Origin of the sequence: Rathayibacter sp. VKM Ac-2928 (assembly GCF_022815545.1) — a bacterium.
GTDB classification, from domain to species: domain Bacteria; phylum Actinomycetota; class Actinomycetes; order Actinomycetales; family Microbacteriaceae; genus Rathayibacter; species Rathayibacter festucae.
Genome location: NZ_JALGRU010000007.1, coordinates 41,668 through 61,566, shown reverse-complemented (window position 1 = coordinate 61,566; position 19,899 = coordinate 41,668). Strand labels below are relative to the sequence as shown.

Sequence of the window (19,899 nt, the reverse complement as noted above, 5' to 3'; positions counted from 1 at the left end):
GGCCGGGGCATACTTGGTCGTATGGTCCCCGCCTGGGGGCGGGTTCGCTGCGCTGGGCTGGAAGGGATGGTGGTTCTCGTGTCGGAGTCGAACGAGAGGCACCCTCTGTTCGGTCGGAAGCGTCGTCCGAACGTGCCGGAGGGGCGGCGGGAGAAGCGGTACGTCGTGAAGGTCACGCCGGCGGAGGATGCGCAGCTGCGTGCGCGCGCTGAGGTGCGGGACGTGACGGTGGCGCGTTTGCTGTTCGAGTCCGCGATGGATTCGAACATCGTGACGGCGGTGGAGCGCAAAGCGGCGGTGGCGATGCTGTTCAAGTTGCAGCGCGAGATGTCTTCGGTGGCGAACAACATCAACCAGATCGCGGTCTACGCGAACACGGAGCGTCGGTTCGTGCAGGAGGCCGCCGACGTGCTCATTCAGTACCGGGCGCTGGCGCGTCAGATCGAGTCGGCAATGGCGGCGGTGAACCGCACGTGATCGCAAAGGTGACCCGCGGTGCGCGCATGGATGGGCTGATGTCCTACCTCGTCGGTCCCGGCAAGTCGAACGATCACACGGAGCAGCATCTTGTCGCCGGCGACTCTGCGGTGATGACGATGTACGGGTACGACACCCTCGATCGTGCGGCCGCGTTGGAGATCGCGGCGAGCTTGGACGCTCCGCGTCGCGAGCTGGGCGTGGATGTGAAGCGTCAGCTCACTCGTGTTGACCCGGAGACGGGCGAGACGGTGAAAGAGAGTGTCGACGCGAGCGTGTGGCACTGCTCCCTGTCGATCGCTGCCGAGGAGGGCCAGCTCTCGGACGAGAAGTGGGGCCAGATCGCGCAGGAGTTCGTGGACCGGATGGGGTTCACCGAGGTCAGCGGCAAGGCCGCCTGCCGGTGGGTCGCCGTCCGTCACGGGCTGTCCGAGAAGGGCAACGATCACGTGCACATCGCGGTGTCGTTGGTGCGCGAGGACGGCACGAAGGCGTCGACGCACAACGACTTCCACCGGGCGATGAAGATCGTCCGCGAGCTCGAGAACGAGTTCGAGTTGCAGCCGCTGCGCGCCGAGCGTGAGCAGGACATGCCGCAGCGTCAGGAGAGCCGCGCTGCGCGGGAGTCGGCGCAGCGTCGCGGAGCTGTCGAGGTCGACTCGAAGAAGCTCGAGCGGATCGTGCGCGCGTCGGCGTCCGCGTCGATGGATGAGGCGGAGTTCGTGCGCCGGATGCGCCGTGAGGGCGTGCTCATCCGTCCCCGTTTCGAGACGGGACGCAACGACGTCGTGACCGGGTACTCGGTGGCGCTGCGCCCGGAGAAGGGCGCTCAGCCGGTGTGGCACAGCGGCCTGCGGCTCGCCCGTGACCTGACGCTGCCGGAGCTTCGGAAGGGCTGGCCCGACCGTCCCGAGACGGCCGCAGCGGCGGTCGAGGAGTGGCGGGCGACGAGGAAGAACCCGGAGCGCTACCGGCCTGTTCAGCCGGGGCGCGAGGAATCCGAGATGAGCCCGGCATTCTTCAAGATGTACGCCGACGACATGACGCGGCTGCACGAGTACATCGCGACGATCGACCCGGAGGACTACGCCACCTGGGCGCACGTCGCCCGAGAGACGTCGGGCGCTTACGCCGCGTGGTCGCGGCGGTTAGAGGCGACACCTGGACCGCTCGCGCAGACGTCCCGCACGCTCGCGCGGTCGGCGCAGTTGCGGCCGTCACAGAGCCGGCCGCGGCCGGTCGCGATGCCGTCAATGGTGAACACGACGGCGCTGATCCTGGCGCAGGCGAGCAAGGGTAAGAACGCTGCCGCGGAGGCGCTGCTGCTGCGCCAGCTCTCGCAGACGACACTCTCGATTTTCCGAGCCGCGCAGGCGGCCGGCGACGCCCGTCGAGCCCAGGAGTTGGCGGGGGCGATGAAGAACAACCTGCGCGCCGTGCGCGATAGCTATGCGGTCCAGGTGAACGCGAACGGCTTCGCTGCACTGACCCCGGAGGAGCGCGCCGTGAAGCAGCGCGCGGACCTCGCGGCGGGCCGCGGCGGGCCGCTGCCCACGAAGCTCACGCCGGCTGTGCAACCCGAGGTTGTGCAGCAGGCGCCACGCACGACCGGCGCGTCTGATCGCGACGGATCCGAGAGATAGGGGGACCACCATGAGTGAAGACGCCAGCGTCGAGGAAGAGGTCGGCCAGGCCGCACGAATCGCCCTCACGGTCGCCGCGCAGCTCGCAGACAAGTTCGCTCGCGCCCGTGAGGAACTGGCCCGCGAGGCGCAGCGCCAGAGCGAACAGGTGCAGCGCCAGCTTCAAGCGCGATTCGAGGGCGAGCGCGACGTGGCCGGCGCCCGGCTCATGGTCGTGGAACGTCCCGAGTGGTGGGACCGCGCGGACATCGCACAGATCGCCGGGATGCACGAAACGGCGCAGCAGTGGAAGGACTTCGACCCGCGGGCGCAGGCCGCAGCCGAGACGATCGCTCGCGAGGTCAAGGACCGCTACGGCATCGACGTCGCGCAGCCCGGAGCTGACCCGCAGGCCGTCCGCGCCGCACTCGCGCAGGTCGAGCTCGACCGTGACCAGGCGGCTCGCGGGGAGCGCGGGAGTGCGGCGGGCGATTTCGCCCAGGCCGTCCAGGCTGTTCAGGAAGCTGACCGCCTCGACGCACGTGCCGCAGCCGCGCAACTCGGCACCGACCCAGGCGCAGGCGCCGGCGAGAACGGCGACCGCTCCGCCGACACGTCCCGCTCCGACGAGGCATCCCGCCTCGAACTGCAAGCTCGCGAGTACGAGGTGCTGGCGGCCCAGGGAGGGACCCCGGACCAGACGCCCGCTCAGCTGACCGAGCTGGCCTCCGACGCACGATCGCAGGCGCAGCTCTACCGCGACGCCGACAGCGCCCCAGAACGCGCGGCAGAGCCCGCTCAAGCCGCAACCGTGGCCGCGGACCAGGGACGGGCGACGGCCGAGCGCAGCGAGGGCCAGTTGAAGTACGACAGCGCCGAACGCCGCGAGGGCCAGTTGAAGTACGACAGCGCCGAACGCCGCGAGGCGACCGCGAACGAGTTGAAGTCGCACGGCATCCCCCAGGAGACGATCAACGTACGGATGCGCGCCGATATCGCCCAAGGCCGCCCCGCGAGCGAAGCGACTGCCCCGGAGAAGCGCGTGAAGGTCCCCAGCACCAACCGAGGCCGCGGCCAGGGCCGATCCGGCGGCCGGACCGAACGGTCCCGCTAGCTAGCTAAGGCGTGTGGAACACGAGACCGCCATCGCGAAAGCAACTTCGAACTCAGCCACGGTGCCGCGGCTTGCCGAACCAACAGGAATGCCAAACGCATCATCACGCGCTCGATGGATGAGGAGGCTGCTGGCGATGGGCGACCACCGCCAGCAGCAGACGTCACTCGCAGAACTGCACCGGCCCCACTGACCCGAGTTCGACCTCGTCGGCGTCGGTGACCATCACCCGGGCGGTGACGCAGTGGCCAAGGTATAGCTGGTCACTGAAGGACGTGCCTGATCCGCTGTCCTGAGAGCCGACCAGATCAACCGTGTTCACGGACCCTTCCGGCAAACCGTTACCCGCAGCTCGCTCTAGCACCTTGGAGATCTGGAGCTGATCCGCATCGGTGATGGTGCGCAGCCATACCGTGTCGCACTTAGGAGACTTGCGAAGTTCCGCCATCCCCAGTGGCTGCGCGCCATCCACCGACTCGATCGGCCACGAGATCAGCGTGATGGCGTCGACCTCGCAGTCGTCATCAGCCGGCAGCGTGTTGTCGTACTCAGCCGCGATCTCCGAGACCGAGGGCGGCGCGTACATCAGCAGATCGTGATCCTTCAAGAACTGATCGACCGGCGTCAAGGAAGCTGCTATCGCTGCGAGGGCTGCCGACGCCCCCGTGACGACCTGCCAGATTCGTTTCGCTGTCCACGTCTTCGTCTCACCGTTCTTCAAAGCGGGATTACTGGCGGTGGACGCCGCTTCGTGCTCGACCTGAGCAGCCGGTCCGCCCGCCAGATCGCCTTCGTCCACCTGATCGGGGTCTTGCACAGCTACTGAGACGTCGCCGCCCGGCGACTCAGCGGGGTGCTCTTCGTTTGTCATGCGTACCTCCCTGGTCACCCCCAAAGTTAGGCGCATTCCGGCGGAAGCTTCATCTGCTTGTATATCGAACTGGTAACTAAAATGTTCATCGACCAGGGTGCTGTGCGGAACGTCGGCCTTGTGGCGCCCTTCTACGATAGTCGACGTTATTTCAGTTTCGAGCTGAGCTGTCTGCGTGTGGTGAGCCCCGGCGGGTCCACTCGACCGCCGTTCTGTTTCCCCGTTCGCTGACGACACCGGCAGGGGGCCTCGAGCGCATCGACGGTTGAAGCGGCCTACTTTGCGTTCGTCGAATTGTGAAAAGCTGCTTCCGCCTGGTCGGGCACGCGAGCGTCCAGGACATCGCGAAGATCGCGGAGACGGCGCAGGCATGGAAGGGTCACGACCCGATCGCAGAACGGGCCGCAGCCGTCGTGCAGCGCGAAGTGCTCGAGCGCTACGGCGTCGACACCGCCGTGCTCCGCGACGCCACCAGCCAGGGGAAGTCGGAGCTGGACCTGGCGAAGGAATGGGCCGCGGGCTCCGCGCCCGAGGACTACCACCACCACGACGACGACCGGCTCACCATGCGGGTCGGCGACCGTGTCGAGCCGGACGTGAACGCCGAGCGCGCCCTGCTCACCGACTACCGCGCCGCGCTGGCCGGCGACGTCGCCACCATCGAGTTATCCGCGGCTGAGGAGTGGAAGCGCGACACCGACCCCGCCGGGTTCCAGAACTACCGGGTGCAGACATCGATCGACTGGAACGACGCTGGCCAGGACAGCACCCCCGACCCCGCCGTCGTCGCCGCTGCGCGAGCGGCACTGGTCGAGGAGTGGAAGGACACGGTAGCTCCGGAGCGCGCCCGCGCCGGCGCCGAGGCGACGCAGGCGCAGCAGCTCATCGCGGAAGCCGATCGGCTCGACCGCGCGAACGACGCCCGCAACGACGCCCGCAACGACGCCGCCGCTCGAGAAACCCCCGGCCCGGCCGATGTCGACAACGGTCCGGCGAACATGGCAGCCGAGCTCGAAGCGCGCGCCAACGATTACGACCGCGACGCGGCCGGGGGCGGCACCGTCAACGTAACTTCCGACGAGCTGCGCGAGCTCGCCGTCGACGCACGCGCTCAGGCGCAGCTTTTCCGCGACGACGCCCCCGCCGAACGCCGTGACGCCGCTCAGAGGACCAATGGAACAGCGGCCGACTCCACACCCCCGGCGACGGATTCTCGCGCGTCAGCGGCGCGGGAAGCCGGCGAGGTCGCCTACGACAGCACCGCGCGGCGCCAGACGACCATTGAGGCGATGGAAGCCAAGGGAGTGCCCGCGCACGTCATCGAGGCGCGCATGAGCGCCGACACTGCACACGCCACCCCGCCCAGCGCCGCCGTTACGTCGAAGGCGCCGATGAGCACCGTGCCGCAGACGCGCCGCGGGCGGGGCCAGGGCCAGGGCGTTGATCGCGGAGATCTCAGCCGCTAGCCGATCTTCTACAACGGAGAAGGGGAGCACAAGTCGGTACTCCCGCTCTCCGCAGCCAGACGTGCGTGTGTTTGATTCCCACCTGAGGTAGCGAGCTGAGCGCGCCGCAGTCGGGAGACCATGCCTCATCTCATCGAGAGTGAGACGATCGACGTGAGGCGGACATACCTACACGACAGGCAACTTCGATGAGTGGCGCGCTGGCAAATCCGGGCGCAGAAGGAGTGATAATGATGGAACCTCACGAGCCGACCGCTGCCACGCTAGATCGAATGTTTTCGACGATCGAGACCTCAATGCTGAGGCGAGAGAGGCGAGGAAGGAAAGCGAAGATATTCTCCATTGGAGGTGGCGTCCTACTTGTTTTTGGAACTTCTTTGGGAATCGGGGCCGCGATGCAAACGCCCTCCGCGCTCGCTGAGTATGGAGCGGCATGTTGGAGCGATTGGTCGACCAGCGGACCTCGAAGTGATGTGGTGCTAGACGTACCTTTATCAAAAGATCCCGAAGAACGTGCCTCGCAGGCGCTTAGTTTATGCGGAACGACATCGACCACCTCGGTGGTTTGCGAGGGACACGATGGGCAAGCCAACGTCTTCCCGCGACGAGATGCCACCACCGCTGCGCAGGTATGCGGCAGGTCCAGCATGGCTCCGCTCGAATGAGCGATGTTTCTAGCGATAGCGGGGACCAACAGCTATTGGCTGCAGTTCTCGACGGCAACCGCCTGGCGTTCAAGCTTGTTTGGAACCGTTACGCGCCGCTAATCTATCGCTACGCCGCGTCACGCGTAGGAGCTCCTGACCTTCGGGAGGACATTACTCAAGAAGTATTCCTGACCTTCTGGCAAAAAAGAATGTCGATAATAATCTACGGAGAGACTTTGGCGCCCTGGCTAATAGCCACTGCGGCGTATCATATTCAGAATCAAAACCGAACGCAAACTCGAATAACACGAGTAACAGCCAAAATTGCGGCAAATTTGAATACAAATGATAAAAGTCAGCCAAGTGCAGAAAGTGATTTCTTCGACCAAGAGTTTGCCCGAGCTTTGCACGACGCATTGTCGCAGCTACCCTCAATTGACCAAAAGCTTTATATTTTATGTCATCGTGATGGGGTGACTTACGCAGAAGCGGCTAGACGTCTTCAAATTAGTCATGGAGCGGTGCGAAATAGACTTTTGCGTATGCGAAATCGACTTCGTGCCACCTTGAGTGCCGAGATCTAACGCAAAATGCCGGGTCCGGAGCACAATGCTCCAGACCCGGCATTTTATCTATCGTCCGGTGGTCAGTTCCAGAAAAGAATTGACGAAGCCCTGTCGTTCCAGGTGCTTCCAACCCAAGCCAACTGCCAGTTCGGTCCGTAGCCGGCGCCGCCCTGGTACTTTCCGTCGAAGAGGGTGACTGTGCACTGGGTTCCCTTGAATGAAGAGAGCCGGTTATCCCACCCCCATACTCCCAAGTCCCCCTTTACCTCGGGGTAGCTCGGAGCGCAGGCTGAGAGGTTCTGAGAAGAAAACGTGAGTGCGCTTCCTCCGTAGTTGATGTTGTCGTAGATGGTTCCCAGCGGGTAGTAAATGGCCGCCGCTTGCGCTCCTCGGTTGAGCGGGATGCTATCGATGAACGACTCCGCATCCTTCGTTCCGTCGTCGTAGAGTATGCCTAATTGCGTGTACGCTGCTTCGTAGACACCGGATTCCGTGTCGGCACATGCTTGTTCGGCAGAGTCGACGCTTCCGTCAACTACAGCGAGACAATAGGATTCTTCATCGGCAGGAACCTCCTCAGCTGAAGCCGTAGGAGCGATCCCGATCAGCCCTACTACCACTGCACACATCGCGAAGCCTGCAGACAGTCGCCTTTTCCCCTGCAACATATTTCCCCCCATTTGAGTTAGTGAATTCGATGAGCGAACCACATGCTCAGCGCTAGGAGCAGGCCCCCAGACGGGGAAGATTTGTTGATTTTATCCTCACCTAAATCGATGTGGGGTGGCGCCTATTGTGGTCTTCTCAATGTTGCGGTCTCCACGTCGTCGCGGGGGCTGCGCTCGGGCGGGATGGTCTATGCGGGCCGGCTGACTCATCGTCGCCTGCCACTCCAAGCACGCCAGCTAGATCCCGACACCGGCTCCCCGAGCCGGCTCCGCGACCTCAGAGGTGCCCCCGGTGGGAGATGATGCGCTTGTACGCGACATCGGCGGCCTCCGCGCACGACAAGGGAGTGTCGAGAGCCTGGAGGTGACGACCGGCGTCATCGACCGCGAAGAACTGGACGAGCATCAATACGAGATCCACTGCGGCGACCCGTACCTCGACGCCCGCGAAGTCTTCGTCGATGTCTAGGACATCGCTCAGACGCTCTGCGAGATACGCCTGGCTCGCCTGCCGCCCGTCCTTCCCTCCGCGGCGCAACCGCGGCTGTAGGAGGTTGCCCGCTTGCGTGAGGCGCCCTGCGAGCTGCGATCGGAATCTGGTCTTCACCTCGAAGACCACTAACTCGCCCTCCATGATCGCGACCAGGTCGAGATCCTGACGTCCCGCTGTTCGAGGCAATCCCGAATCCCCGAGAGCGACGATCGTCGCTCCCATCTCCTCCTCGAGGAGAGCAGCGACCGTCTCCTCACCGAGGCCACCGATCTGCGCATCCGTCGCGCCAGCAAGCAGACCCGCGAGCTCGTCGTCTCCAGTAGCCACCGCGTCGAAGCGGTTCTGGAAGGTTCGTGTGTCGACCGAGCCGTCGGAGACCAAGCCGAGCTGGATGCGTGCTGGCATCGCAGACAGATCCTCGTAGATGGGTCGCGCGAAGAAAAGTGATCCCGCCGGGCTCGCGACCGCTCGCCGCTCCAGCGCCCGATACTCCCGCCCGTCCACGGACCACCCGCGGTTCAATGCGCGATCCTGCGGGAACAGATTCGGGCCGTAGCCGCCCCCCGACGCATGAGGGAAGAAATGCCCGCGGTCGAGGGGCCGACCCGCGCACGTTTCGGGGATCGGGTGGCCGCGCTGATAGCTGGCCTCCCGTGAACGAGGCGGCGCGGAGGGCGTCCCGCAGACAAGGACACTGCGGTCCGTCTCCATGTCGAACAGGTAGGAAGCGCCATGGTGGCGGAACTCCACGAGCATCGAGTCCGGGAACTGGGCCTGGTAGGTATCTGCGGCCGCATCGCTCAGCCACTCGGCGACGGAAGCGCCCTGCTCGGTCGCCTGGGAGACCAGCGCGCGCACGTCGAGCTCACGCTCGTCCGAGTTCGAGGTCGGTACCAAGTAGCCACTCCAAGGTCTCGAGACACAGAGAATCAGTCGGAGAATATCGTTGTTCCGCTCGATGCGGCAGCTGTTCTCGGGCACCCAGAGTGCGATCTATGTTCGCTGAGCCGAATAGTAAATTTTCCGCCGGCCCCGTTCGAGGTGCGAGTAAACGGCCGACATGTAGTGGTGCCGGCTTTCTGCCGGACGGCCTGCGAGGAGTCGGCCAGGCCCGTGGTGCCGCCGCCGACCCTAGCTAGTGTCTGTCGCGCGCCAAGGCGGCCACGGATACCCGTTGAATCATCTACAAAATTCTCCGTAACAGCGGGAGGGCCGGGTCGCGTCGACGCCCTGGCCCTCTTCCGTGGACGTGCCTTTTCCGCTCGGTGGCGGGTTCTGCGGCACACCTCGTGCGCGACCGATCCCGTGCCGTGAAGGGTCCACGGGTCGCAGCGACGCTGTGTGAGCCGCGTGGTCGTTGTACCCAAAACGTGGGTCAATCACCGGCGCCCAAACATGGAGACGAGGTTCGGCTGCCCCTGCAAACTGGCACATTTCGCGAATCCCGAGCACTACACGCAATTTCAATCCGCAGTCCCCAAGTCTTGCTTCGAGAAATCTCAGGAGCGTTTGCGCTTGCTGCTACTTATGCTCTGGCTTGGGGATGCATGTGAGAGGCGCTACCTGTCTGAGTTTTATCACAGGTAGGGGTAATGAAGTGGCTTCACGTGCGTTTCGCCGAGGCGTAATCAACAAGCACAGCCGTATTCAGGGTTTGGCGCTGATCACCGTCACGGCTTTGACTGGCGTGTTGATGGCACCAGTCGCTAGTGCAACTTCAGAACTTGCTGCGCAACAGCCTGCCGCAATCGGGCCGGTGGATTCATCGGGTGCCTCGACCGCAGCAGACGCAGCGGCGATCGCAGCGAAGTTCGATCACGATGTCGTGGTCAGCAGCATGACAACTGCGACTGAGATCACGACGGCGCTGCCTGATGGCACCATGCAGTACGTCACGAGCACGGAGCCGCAGCGTGTCGAGGAAGACGGCTCGTGGGTTGACGTGGACACCACGTTGTCTCGGACACCTAGTGGGGCGGTCGAACCCGAAGTGGCTGTGGTGCCCGTTCGATTCTCTGGTGGCGGTGACGACACTCTCGCGCAGATCCAGACGATCACGGGTGCCTGGCTGACGATGACGTGGGATCACGGTGTCCTGCCGAAGCCCGTGCTTGATGGCGCGACTGCACTGTACGAGGACGTGTTTCCCGACGTGGACCTTGAGGTCGCGTCGACGAACGTCGGCATGTCGCAAGTTCTGATCGTGAAGACGCCGGAAGCGGGGGAGAACCCGGAGCTGGATACCGTTCGCTTCGAATTCGATGGCGGCGAGGTCTCGCAGGCCGACGACGGCGGCTTGTCGGCAGAGGTTGACGGCGTGGACTCGGCGCTCGTCTCGAGTGAGCCCACGTGGTGGGACTCGTCTTCCGTTGATGTGGACGAGCAGCCGACAGGCGACGCGCCAGCGTCGAGCTCCGTCCCCACCGAGACGACCGGCGACTCGATTTCTCTCGACGTCGATTCGGTACTCGAGACACCGAACCTCGAATACCCCGTGTACATCGATCCGGACTTCAACGGCACCAGCATCCACTCCTGGTGGATCGCTTCCAACCTTGCAAGTTCGTCGTTCCTCGATGGGCAGGGCAACGACGGCCGAGGCCAGTCCGTCGGGTCGGTCAACGACCCGGCCGGAAACATCCGCAACGCGCGGTCCTTCTTCCTGATGAACACCAACGGCATCAAGGGCGCAGACATCATCAGCGCGAGCTTCAGCGCGCACGAGATCTGGTCCTGGAACTGCACAGCAACCCCGGTCGAGCTGTGGTGGACCGGCAGCATGCGCGAGGGCGCAACCTGGAACGAATCCGGCGGCGGAAACTGGATCCAGAGACTCGACACCGTCAACGCATCAGGACGGCGCGGCGCCTCCGACTGCCCCGAGAAGAACGTCGGATGGAACGCCTACGAGGGCGCAAAAGTCGCCGCTGGCGCCAATGCTGACTCCATCACGTTCGGGCTGAGGGCGCCGAACGAGGGCGACTACAGCCAGTGGAAGCGATTCGAGCCCTCCGTCTCCATGACCGTGAGCTACGACCGCAGGCCGGACACGCCGACCAACGTCACCATGTCGACGCCCGACCGAGGCTGCGGCGTCGCCTCCGACCCCGCCTGGGTCACGAACAACACCCCCCTCGTCCTGCGCGCCAAGATGCACGACACCGACGGCGACCAGATGTACGGACGCTTCCAGATCGTGACCGCCAACAGCGGGGGAAACAGCCACGACGCTCCGCCGAACTCCTCCCGGGTCTTCTTCTCAACCACACCGGTCGAACCCAACGACTGGGACCGGAACATGACGATCAACGCCGGCACCCTCCCCGATGGGAAGTACGCATGGTCCGCTCGAGCTGACGACAACCGCCTCCAGTCCGATGACTCGCCCTGGTGCTACTTCAACGTCCGCAACAACGGCCCCTCGAATCTGCCGGAGATCAAGAACGACTCCAACCCGACCAGCTACACGGTCGGTCAGCCGTTCAACGTCCACTTCGAGGCCAGAACCGACGACGGAGTGGACCGGTTCCTCTACCGCTGGATTCCCACCAATGGCGTACCGAGCAACTACAACCTCAAGACGGAGGCAGGACCGCTACCCGCCTGCGGCTCGAAGACCGGACTGATCTACGTCGTATGCCCGGACTCCTCCGGACGGTCCGCAACGATCACCGTCGCGCCGATCTCGGAGATCTCCACCCTCATCGTGACAAGCGTCGACAAGGTCGGCAGCTGGGCGAACGTCGGCAACTCCGACGGCACCCGATCGACTGTCGCGCAGCTGAAGATCGGCGCATCCATCGACCCTGCAGCGGCCAGCTACAACGGCGGCCACGGATGGCTCACCCAGAAGCAAACCTCGCTGAGCTCCCCAATGGCCGACGAGAACACGAACAACGGCACGGGAACCACGGCAGCACTCCCACTCTCCTTCGGCGTGGGGACGGACCTGACGAAGAAGGCGGACCTCGCAGCGAACACGGTGACCGGGTCTGGCCCATCGCCGGCAAGCGTCATCCAGGCCTCAGGCGCACAGCCTCTGACAAGGTGGCTCTCCGGCTCCTACCACCGCGCCGAGATCGGTGACGGCTCGGGAACACTCGGAAGCTTCACCTTCCAGGGCGCGACAGGATGGCTCGCACCCCCTGGATCGACCATCACCGGGACGACCGCGCTCTACCGCTGCGCCGGCACGAACTCTGCATTCGTCTGGACCGACTCCGGCTGCCGCGGCGTCACCTCGACGTCGAAGCTGATCGGATACTCCTGGCCGAGCGCCGCCGCCACCGGCGACGCAGCATCCGGCAAGGAGCTGTTCCTCTGCCAGAACGGAAGCAACGCAGCCACCGCCGACTACCTGCAATCCACCGCCACGGACTGTGAGGGCCTGACGAAGGTGAAGTCCCTCGGCTTCATCTGGTCCAAGCCTGGATCAACGCTGGAGCACTCACCGATCAACGGCACTACCGGCCCGGCAGTGAACACGACAAAGAGCTTCACGGTCAGCGCCTGGCTGAACCCCGACGCCTTCGTCCCCGGCGAAGACATGAACGCGATGTCTCAGGTGGGAACGACGAACGGCGGCTTCTACCTGCAGCTGATCAACAACGGAGCCAACAACGGAAACGGCACCTGGCGATTCTGCGTTCGAGCACAAGTCGCCGGAAGTGGAGCTGACTGCGCAACGACGCCGAACACCAGCGGCACCGACTGGACGCTGCTGACCGGGGTGTACGACTCCGTCAACCGCCGCATCCTCCTCTACACCGGCACAGTCCTCGCCACAACGGTGCTGCACTCCGTGCCGGCAGGAGACTCGTCCGCGTCAGGACCGCTCGTGATCGGTACCGGTTTCTCGGCAGGGACATACCTCGCGTCCTGGAAGGGCCAGATCGCCAACCCAGCGATCTTCCCGGGCGTGCAGACCCCCACCCAGATCTCCTCCTTCTACAACGTCTCCCACTAGCCCGTCTCCGACGGCACGTACTCGAGAAATGGGCAGTCCCATGGCATCTCCGCATTCCCTCCTTCGGCGCGCTCGTATCCGTCGCAACGTTGCTGTGACGATCAGCGCTGTACTGGTCGCCACCGTCCTCACTGCGACGCCGGCATTCGCCGCTGATGTCGTGCCGCCGGCGGATCGTGGCGTGCTCGTTGACGTCGACTCGATCGTCGGCAGCACGCCTGATGTCGAAGCGGTTCCAGCGCCGCTGTCGGAGGAGGCGACTCTGCCAGAACCGGAGTCGTTCGACGTCGACTTATCGACGGACGAGCCGGCGACGCCGGATCCGGCGGAGGGCGGCGAGGACTCGTCTCCGGCGGCCAGTCCGGCGCAATCGGAGCCGTCGACCGACGTGCCCTCCTCCGAGGCACCGCTATCGTCGTCCTCTTCCTCTCCCGCCGATACGTCGACTCCGGCCATGCACCTCGAGGCCCTTCGCGAGATGTCGGGCCAGACTGCCGAGGGAACGGCGTCTCCAGAGGAGCTGGGAGACACGGGTATCACCGTTCAGGCGGTGCCTTCGGACGGCGCCGCCGCGGTGGACTCCGTATCGGTTGCGATTCTCAGCGTGGAGGATGCCGCGGCGAAGGGCGCTACCGGGCTGACTCTTGAGGTGACTCGAACGGACGGAGCCTCGACGCCGGGAACGATCGAGCTCTCTGTACCGGATGCGCTCACGTCCGCCCTCTACGGCGGCGACTATGCCTCCCGGGTGTCGTGGGTGCAAATCCCGGCCACGTCCTCGAAGAAGACGGCGGCGGCCACGCCTCTCGAGACGGAGAACTCGGACGGTGCGAGTGTGATGAGCGTCCAGACGAGCTCGACGCCGACTCTGGTGACGGCCGCCGCGGCGACGAGCTCGACGCAGGGCAGTGGGGACTACAGCGCGACGTCGCTGGCCTCATCAAGCACATGGGACGTCAGCGCGCAGACGGGTGCTTTCGTGTGGAGCTATCCCCTCGCCGTGCCGCCGGCAGCGGCCGGCCCGCAGCCGGATCTCGCGTTCACATACAACTCGCAGAGCGTCGACGGCCGCACATCGTCGACGAACAATCAGACTTCCGTTGTCGGTGAGGGCTGGGACCTGGCCGGCAGCGGCTTCATCGAACGCAGCTACATCCCCTGCGCCCTGGATGACAACGCCTCCAGTGACGCGAAGGCATCGGGCGATAAGTGCTGGAAGACCGACAACGCCACGATGTCGTTCGGTGGCCACTCCGGTCCCCTCGTGCGGGTCGGAACCACGAACGTGTGGAAGCTCGAGCAGGACGACGGCTCGCGGATCGAGAAGCTCACCGGCTCGAGCGAATGCGCGAACAACGGCGCGAAGGACGCTGAGTGCTGGCGGATGACGACCACCGACGGCACCCAGTACTTCTTCGGCCGGAACCGTCTCCCCGGGTGGACATCTGGGAAGACCGAGACGAAGTCGGTCTTCACAACGCCTGTCTTCGGCAACGACACGGGAGAGCCCTGCCACGCGTCGACGTTCGCGGCCTCGTCGTGCACGCAGGCATGGCGGTGGAACCTCGACTACGTCGTCGACACGCATGGCAACGCGGAAGCGTTCTACTACGCTCAGGAGACCAACCACTTCAAGTCGACGGCCGGCACCGGGTCGACCAGCTACGTCCGTGGCGGCGTTCTGACGAGCATCGAGTACGGCCTGAAGGCCAGCAACGTCTACATCGCGAACGCCGCGACTGGGAAGGTCAGTCTCGGCTACAACGCCAAGGGCCGCTGCAACGCCTCCGACACCAGCCAGTGCGCCCCTCTCGCGCTCGGCGGTGACGTCGAAACCCCGGGAGTGAACGGCACAGCAGGAAGCGCGAGCGTCTACCCGGACGTTCCCTTCGACCTGAACTGCAAGACCGGCACCTGCGACAGCCAGCGGTCACCCAGCTTCTGGTCGACCGCGCGCCTGGACACCGTCACCACCCAGGTCCGCACAGCCTCCGCCTACACGACGGTCGACACGTGGACCCTCGGTCACTCGTTCCCCACCACGGGCGACGGCACCGACCCCGCCCTGTGGCTCGACTCCGTCGCCCACGCCGGCGGCAGCGGCGCCAGCACGCTGCAGGAGGGCACCACGACCTTCACGGGCGCGCAGTTCCAGAACCGGGCGCGGGCGGCTATCGGCTACGCGCTGCTGAACAAGATGCGCCTGAACGCGGTGAAGCTGCCCACCGGTGGCGGCATCAGCGTCACCTACCTCGCGCCTGAGTGCGATGACGCGACGGTGCAGTCCGCGGTACTCGGCAACCTGACCGCGAACACGAAGCGCTGCTTCCCGCAGTGGTGGACGCCGAAGGTTACCGGGGCCGTGCCGCGACTGGACCTGTTCAACAAGTACGTCGTCAGCACCATGCTCGAGAGCCCGCAGACCAACGGAGCGATCGATGCGACGAAGGTCTCGACCTACGAGTACAGCGGGGGAGTGGCCTGGCGCTACGACAAGAACCCGCTGACCCCGGAAGCCAAGCGCACCTGGTCGGACTACGCCGGCTACGCGCAGCTCACCATCCGCGTCGGCGACCCGAACACGACCGACAAGCGAATCCGGACGGACTACGTCTTCTATCGCGGCCTGAACGCAGACAAGGACAAGTCGGGCACCCAGACCGTCCCCGGCACGAGCGTCACCGACGACCGATGGTTCGCCGGGCGCGTACGCGAAGTGAAGACTTACGTCGACACGACAGTTCTCACCGACACCGTAACAACACCATGGGCATCCGCCGTCGGCGCCGACGACGGCGTCCGCCAATCGCGCAAACTCAGCGACAGCACCGTCCAAGTCACGGAGCCTCTCGCGAGCGGCACCAACAGGGTGACAACCACCACGACGACGTTCGACGCGACCTACGGATACCCGACCAAGGTCAGCGTGGCGGCACCGACCGGTGAACTCTCCACCTGCACCACGACCAGCTACGCCACCCCGAACACCACGGCCTGGATCATCGGACTCACCAGCGAGGTCCTCAAAGTCGGGAAGGTATGCGGAACGACCCCGAGCTACCCCGGTGACGTTATCGCCGCGACCAGGGCCGCCTACGACGGCGCCGCGGTCGGAGCAGCAGCGACGCTCGGCGACGCCACCGCTAACTGGGTCGCGAAGTCCTACTCCGGATCCACGGCCACCTGGCTCAAGACCAGCGCCACCAGCTACGACAGCCTCGGACGAGTGACCTCAGCCATCGACGTCGCCCAGCACACCACGACGACGGCCTACACCCCCGCCGCGAACGCCGCCGCAGGATCCGGCGCACCGACGCAGATCGTCGTCACCAACCCCAAGGGATGGCAGACCACGAATGTCCTCGACCCGGCACGCGGCCAGGTGCTCACCAGCACCGACCCAAACGGCCGCATCACCTCGACCGACTATGACGCCCTAGGGCGGCTGAAAGCGGTCTGGAAACCGGGATGGCTGAAGACCGACAACCCCGACTACCCGAGCGTCAGCTTCACCTACGCGATCAACTCCACCGGCATCTCCACCGTCGAAACTCAGACCATCAAAGCCGGCCGCATCCTGAAGAAGCTCGACGTGTACGACGGGCTCGGGAAGATCGTCCAGTCCCGCACACCGGGACCGGAAAACAGCACGATCGTCGCAGACACCCAGTACGACTCCCTCGGACAAGTCATCGCCACCAACGGCCCCTACGGAGCGAACACCACCTACTCCAACAGCGCGGTCGTGCTCCAGGCCTACTCCTCCAACAACATCCCCACCCGCACGGTCAACGCCTATGACTCCGCTGGGCGCATCACCACGGCCTCTCTGTACGAGGTTGGCAACCACCTGCGCTCTAAGACCACGACTGCCTACTCGGGAGTCGACCGCGTCGATGTCACACCGCCGGCCGGCGCCATCGCGCAGACCACCTACACAAACGCGCAGGGCCTCACCAGCAAGCTCGTCCAGTGGCAAGGCGCCGTCGGATCCGCCTCACCCATCACCACCACCTACAGCTACAACGCTCAAGGTCAGATGGCGACCATGAAGGACCAGAACAACAACACCTGGTCCTGGACCTACGACGTCCGCGGCCGCAAGACCTCCTCCAACGACCCCGACACCGGCTCCTCGAGCTTCACCTACGACGACTCGAGCAACATGCTCACTTCGGTCGACGGCCGCGGCGTCACCCTCAAGTACACGTACGACGAGCTGAATCGGAAGACCGCGCAGCTCGATGGCTCCGACGTGGAGCTCGCCGACTGGACCTTCGACGCCCTCGCCAAGGGGCAGCTCAACGCCTCCTCGAGTACCGTCGCCGGCAAGATCTACACCAAAACCATCAACACGATCGACGCCGGCTACCGACCCACCAGCATCACCACCGCCATCCCCACCGGAGCAGCGGCCTTCGCCGGCTTCACCTACACCGAAGGCGCCGAATATTACGCAGACGGAGCACTGAAGAAGACCATCCTCCCGGCCGTCGCCGGCGCCCCCGGACAACCCGGACTCCCCGCTGAGACCGTGCAAACCACGTACGACTCGCTCGGCGCCATCGCCGGATCGACAGGCCTCCGCGACTACGTCGGAAGCGTTGTCCTCACCAACGTCGGAGAAGTCGCTCAGTTCCAGAGCAACCCAGATCCGAACGCCGCCGGCCGAACCACCATGTACACGACCACCGACCACGACGATGCAACAGGGCAGATCACCGCGATCCGCAACCTCACCATTGGCACCAATGGCGTGTTTACGGTCGCCGATCGGACCATCGGACGCAATCTTGCAGGCGGAGTTACTTCGATCCTCACCAAGATCGGCGATGCCAGCATCGACAATGTCGCACCATCCTCCTCAGACACCGCGGCGCAGGAGATGCAGTGCTTCAGCTACGACGCCCTGCAGAACCTCAAAGACGCCTGGACCCCCGCCTCCTCCTCGGGAGCATGGTCGTGCGGCTCGAGCGGAGCAGGAGTGACTCTTGGTGGCTCGGCTGCGTATCGGACGACCTATACCGTCGACGCGATCACCGGCAATCGAACCGCACAGTCAACGGCAGCCGCAGCCGGCGGAGGGGCCGCTTCCACTACGAGCTACACCTATGGCGCAGCCGGACACGCGCACGCTGTCAGCGCGACCGCCAGAACCGTCGGCACCGGATCACCTACAACCAGCAGCTACACCTACGACGCCTCCGGCAACACCCTCACCCGGCCCGGTCAGACACTGACATGGGACGCTCGAGGCAAGGTCAGCGTCATCACCGCGGGCACCGCCACTCAGTCCAACATCTACGACGCAGACGGCGACCTCCTACTTCGCATCGACTCCGCGGAGGGCGGACGACTCATCCTCGGCAGCACGGAGCTACGCCGCAGTCCCGGTTCGTCGACCACCTTTGGCACCCGTACTTACAGCTTCGACGGAGCCGCAGTTGCAGAAAGGACGACAACAGCATCGGCACCCTCAACGAACACCGTCGTTTGGCTAGCAACCGACACAGTCGGGACAGCATCAGTCTCCGTCGACCAAGCAACTGGATTGATTCGACGCCGATTTACGGACCCCTACGGCAATACCCGTGGGGCCGGAATCGCCTGGACATCAAACCATTTGTATCTCAATGCATTGCTATCATCAACGAGCGGACTTTCGCATTTGGGCGCTCGTGAATATGACTCGGCTCTTGGAAAATTCATCAGCGTCGATTCGATTCTCTCACCATCGGATCCGCAGCAGAATAATGGGTACTCTTACTCCTCGAACAATCCAATATCCTTGTCTGACCCTTCTGGTAATTGCCCAGTCGGCACCTTTGACAACTGCCACGGAACCTCTAATTCTCCGACATCAGGCGCCAAGTCCCCGCCAAGCGCTCCGTCAAAGAGCACGCCCCCAGCAGCTGGTGGCGTAAAGACGCCGTCGTCGGGTTCGCCGCAGCCGAAGCAAACGAACGATGTAGCTACGAAGTCGAAAAGTAGCTCTGGGTCCGGATCTCAGTGCGTCTACAGCTACACTCGGTGCGGCCAGGCCCCGCCGACCACCAACCAGCAATCAGTAGGCCTCGATTTCAGCTCTCGTAGCCTTTGGGATCAAGGGAAGTACAGCTACACTTACAATTGGAAAATTGCGTCCACCAAGAGTAAGTGTGGAACGGCAGAATGTGTAATGGGAGTGTTTCAGGAACGCCCGTCAGCAATTTTCCCTTTCAAAGTTAGCGGATGCGACTCCTTCGAATCAGGTGGTTCGTGCCGACTAGTCAATGCGCTCGGAGCTTTCCCATACCAAGGAAGTGCCGATGTGTCCGTCGAGACGACAAAAACCTCGGTTCAGTTCACGGTGACGAGTGACGATTACTTCGACGCACCTGGCTCTCAGATCACTTTCAGCACTTACGAATATGGTTCGAACGTATATCTTCGACAGCAGGGAGCTGGCCAAGAAAGCAACATTCTTGTCGCGGGAGGTGTTGGGTTCGGTGCAGCCAGCGGAACTTGGAGTATTCAAGCCGATAATCTAGCTCGGGAGGTGCAAAATAAATGACGGACGAAACGAGCGAGAACAGGCAAAGCGGCAAGTATGCCAAATCGGCTCTAAGCTTGACCGTCGGAAGCTTTCTCCTTGGTCTCTTTTTTCCGGCGCTTGGCGGATGGATTTCATTCTCGTCTCCTGAGATCCAACTTTTTCTAGGTGCCGCAGTGGTATCCGGATTACTTCTCACGCTAAATAACGTTCTCTTAAGTCTAATTCTAGTCCTGATAGAGAGGACTATTGTTCGGCGCGTAAGTGAAATAAAAAAGTTGATCGTTGTATTAGTGGTTGGAGTTGCTGGAACATTTTGGTTCTCTTGGCTAATAGCAGGAGCTCTCTTTCAGGAAGAGAACGTCACTCTTCGTGTGAGCTTGATGTTGCTGAATGGCCTCCTACTCGCTGTCTTGAAGTTGAAAAGGCTTAGTAGCACTCATCGACGAATGGGCCCACTCCAACCCTCACGGTGAC

At 63.8% G+C, this 19,899-nt stretch carries 10 protein-coding genes; 7 read left to right on the top strand and 3 right to left on the bottom strand.

The genetic code is table 11. From position 1 onward, the window contains the following. The first annotated feature begins 66 nt into the window (after positions 1 to 66). Genes mobC through MT350_RS19605 form a run of 3 tightly spaced genes read left to right on the top strand, consistent with a single transcriptional unit; the run spans position 67 to position 3,213 of the window. Positions 67 to 477 (top strand): plasmid mobilization relaxosome protein MobC, encoded by a 411-nt coding sequence (gene mobC, locus MT350_RS19615; RefSeq protein ID WP_243616510.1) that lies wholly within the window; start codon positions 67 to 69, stop codon positions 475 to 477. Positions 478 to 515: 38 nt separating this feature from the next. After that, positions 516 to 2,120, top strand: coding sequence for a relaxase/mobilization nuclease domain-containing protein (locus tag MT350_RS19610; protein ID WP_243616509.1), 1,605 nt, complete (start codon positions 516 to 518; stop codon positions 2,118 to 2,120). A gap of 10 nt (positions 2,121 to 2,130) precedes the next feature. Next, positions 2,131 to 3,213, top strand: a complete 1,083-nt coding sequence (locus tag MT350_RS19605; RefSeq protein WP_243616508.1) for a hypothetical protein — start codon at positions 2,131 to 2,133, stop codon at positions 3,211 to 3,213. A gap of 163 nt (positions 3,214 to 3,376) precedes the next feature. Here MT350_RS19605 and MT350_RS19600 read toward each other — a convergent pair whose 3' ends face one another. Then, the gene (locus MT350_RS19600; RefSeq protein WP_243616507.1) at positions 3,377 to 4,084 is read right to left on the bottom strand and encodes a hypothetical protein; all 708 of its coding nucleotides are present in this window, start codon (positions 4,082 to 4,084) and stop codon (positions 3,377 to 3,379) included. 413 nt (positions 4,085 to 4,497) lie between these two features. Between MT350_RS19600 and MT350_RS19595 the strand changes: the two genes are divergently transcribed. Together MT350_RS19595 and MT350_RS19590 are read left to right on the top strand one after the other, a co-directional pair. Further along, the gene (locus MT350_RS19595; RefSeq protein ID WP_243616506.1) at positions 4,498 to 5,550 is read left to right on the top strand and encodes a hypothetical protein; all 1,053 of its coding nucleotides are present in this window, start codon (positions 4,498 to 4,500) and stop codon (positions 5,548 to 5,550) included. Positions 5,551 to 6,211: 661 nt separating this feature from the next. Continuing rightward, a complete protein-coding gene (locus MT350_RS19590) occupies positions 6,212 to 6,781 on the top strand; it encodes an RNA polymerase sigma factor (protein ID WP_243616505.1) in 570 nt (189 codons plus the stop codon). Between the two features lie 62 nt (positions 6,782 to 6,843). Here MT350_RS19590 and MT350_RS19585 read toward each other — a convergent pair whose 3' ends face one another. After that, entirely contained in the window at positions 6,844 to 7,392 is a 549-nt protein-coding gene (locus MT350_RS19585) for a hypothetical protein (RefSeq protein WP_243616504.1), read from the bottom strand. A 316-nt stretch (positions 7,393 to 7,708) separates the two neighbouring features. Beyond that, a complete protein-coding gene (locus MT350_RS19580; RefSeq protein ID WP_243616503.1) occupies positions 7,709 to 8,905 on the bottom strand; it encodes a nuclease-related domain-containing protein in 1,197 nt (398 codons plus the stop codon). 616 nt (positions 8,906 to 9,521) lie between these two features. Between MT350_RS19580 and MT350_RS20570 the strand changes: the two genes are divergently transcribed. Then, on the top strand, positions 9,522 to 12,890 hold the full coding sequence (locus tag MT350_RS20570; protein ID WP_243616502.1) for a LamG domain-containing protein: 3,369 nt from the start codon (positions 9,522 to 9,524) through the stop codon (positions 12,888 to 12,890). A gap of 94 nt (positions 12,891 to 12,984) precedes the next feature. Beyond that, positions 12,985 to 19,443 carry an RHS repeat-associated core domain-containing protein gene (locus MT350_RS20565; protein WP_243616501.1) on the top strand — a complete coding sequence of 2,153 codons (6,459 nt, stop codon included), beginning with the start codon at positions 12,985 to 12,987 and terminating at the stop codon, positions 19,441 to 19,443. Positions 19,444 to 19,899: the final 456 nt, after the last annotated feature.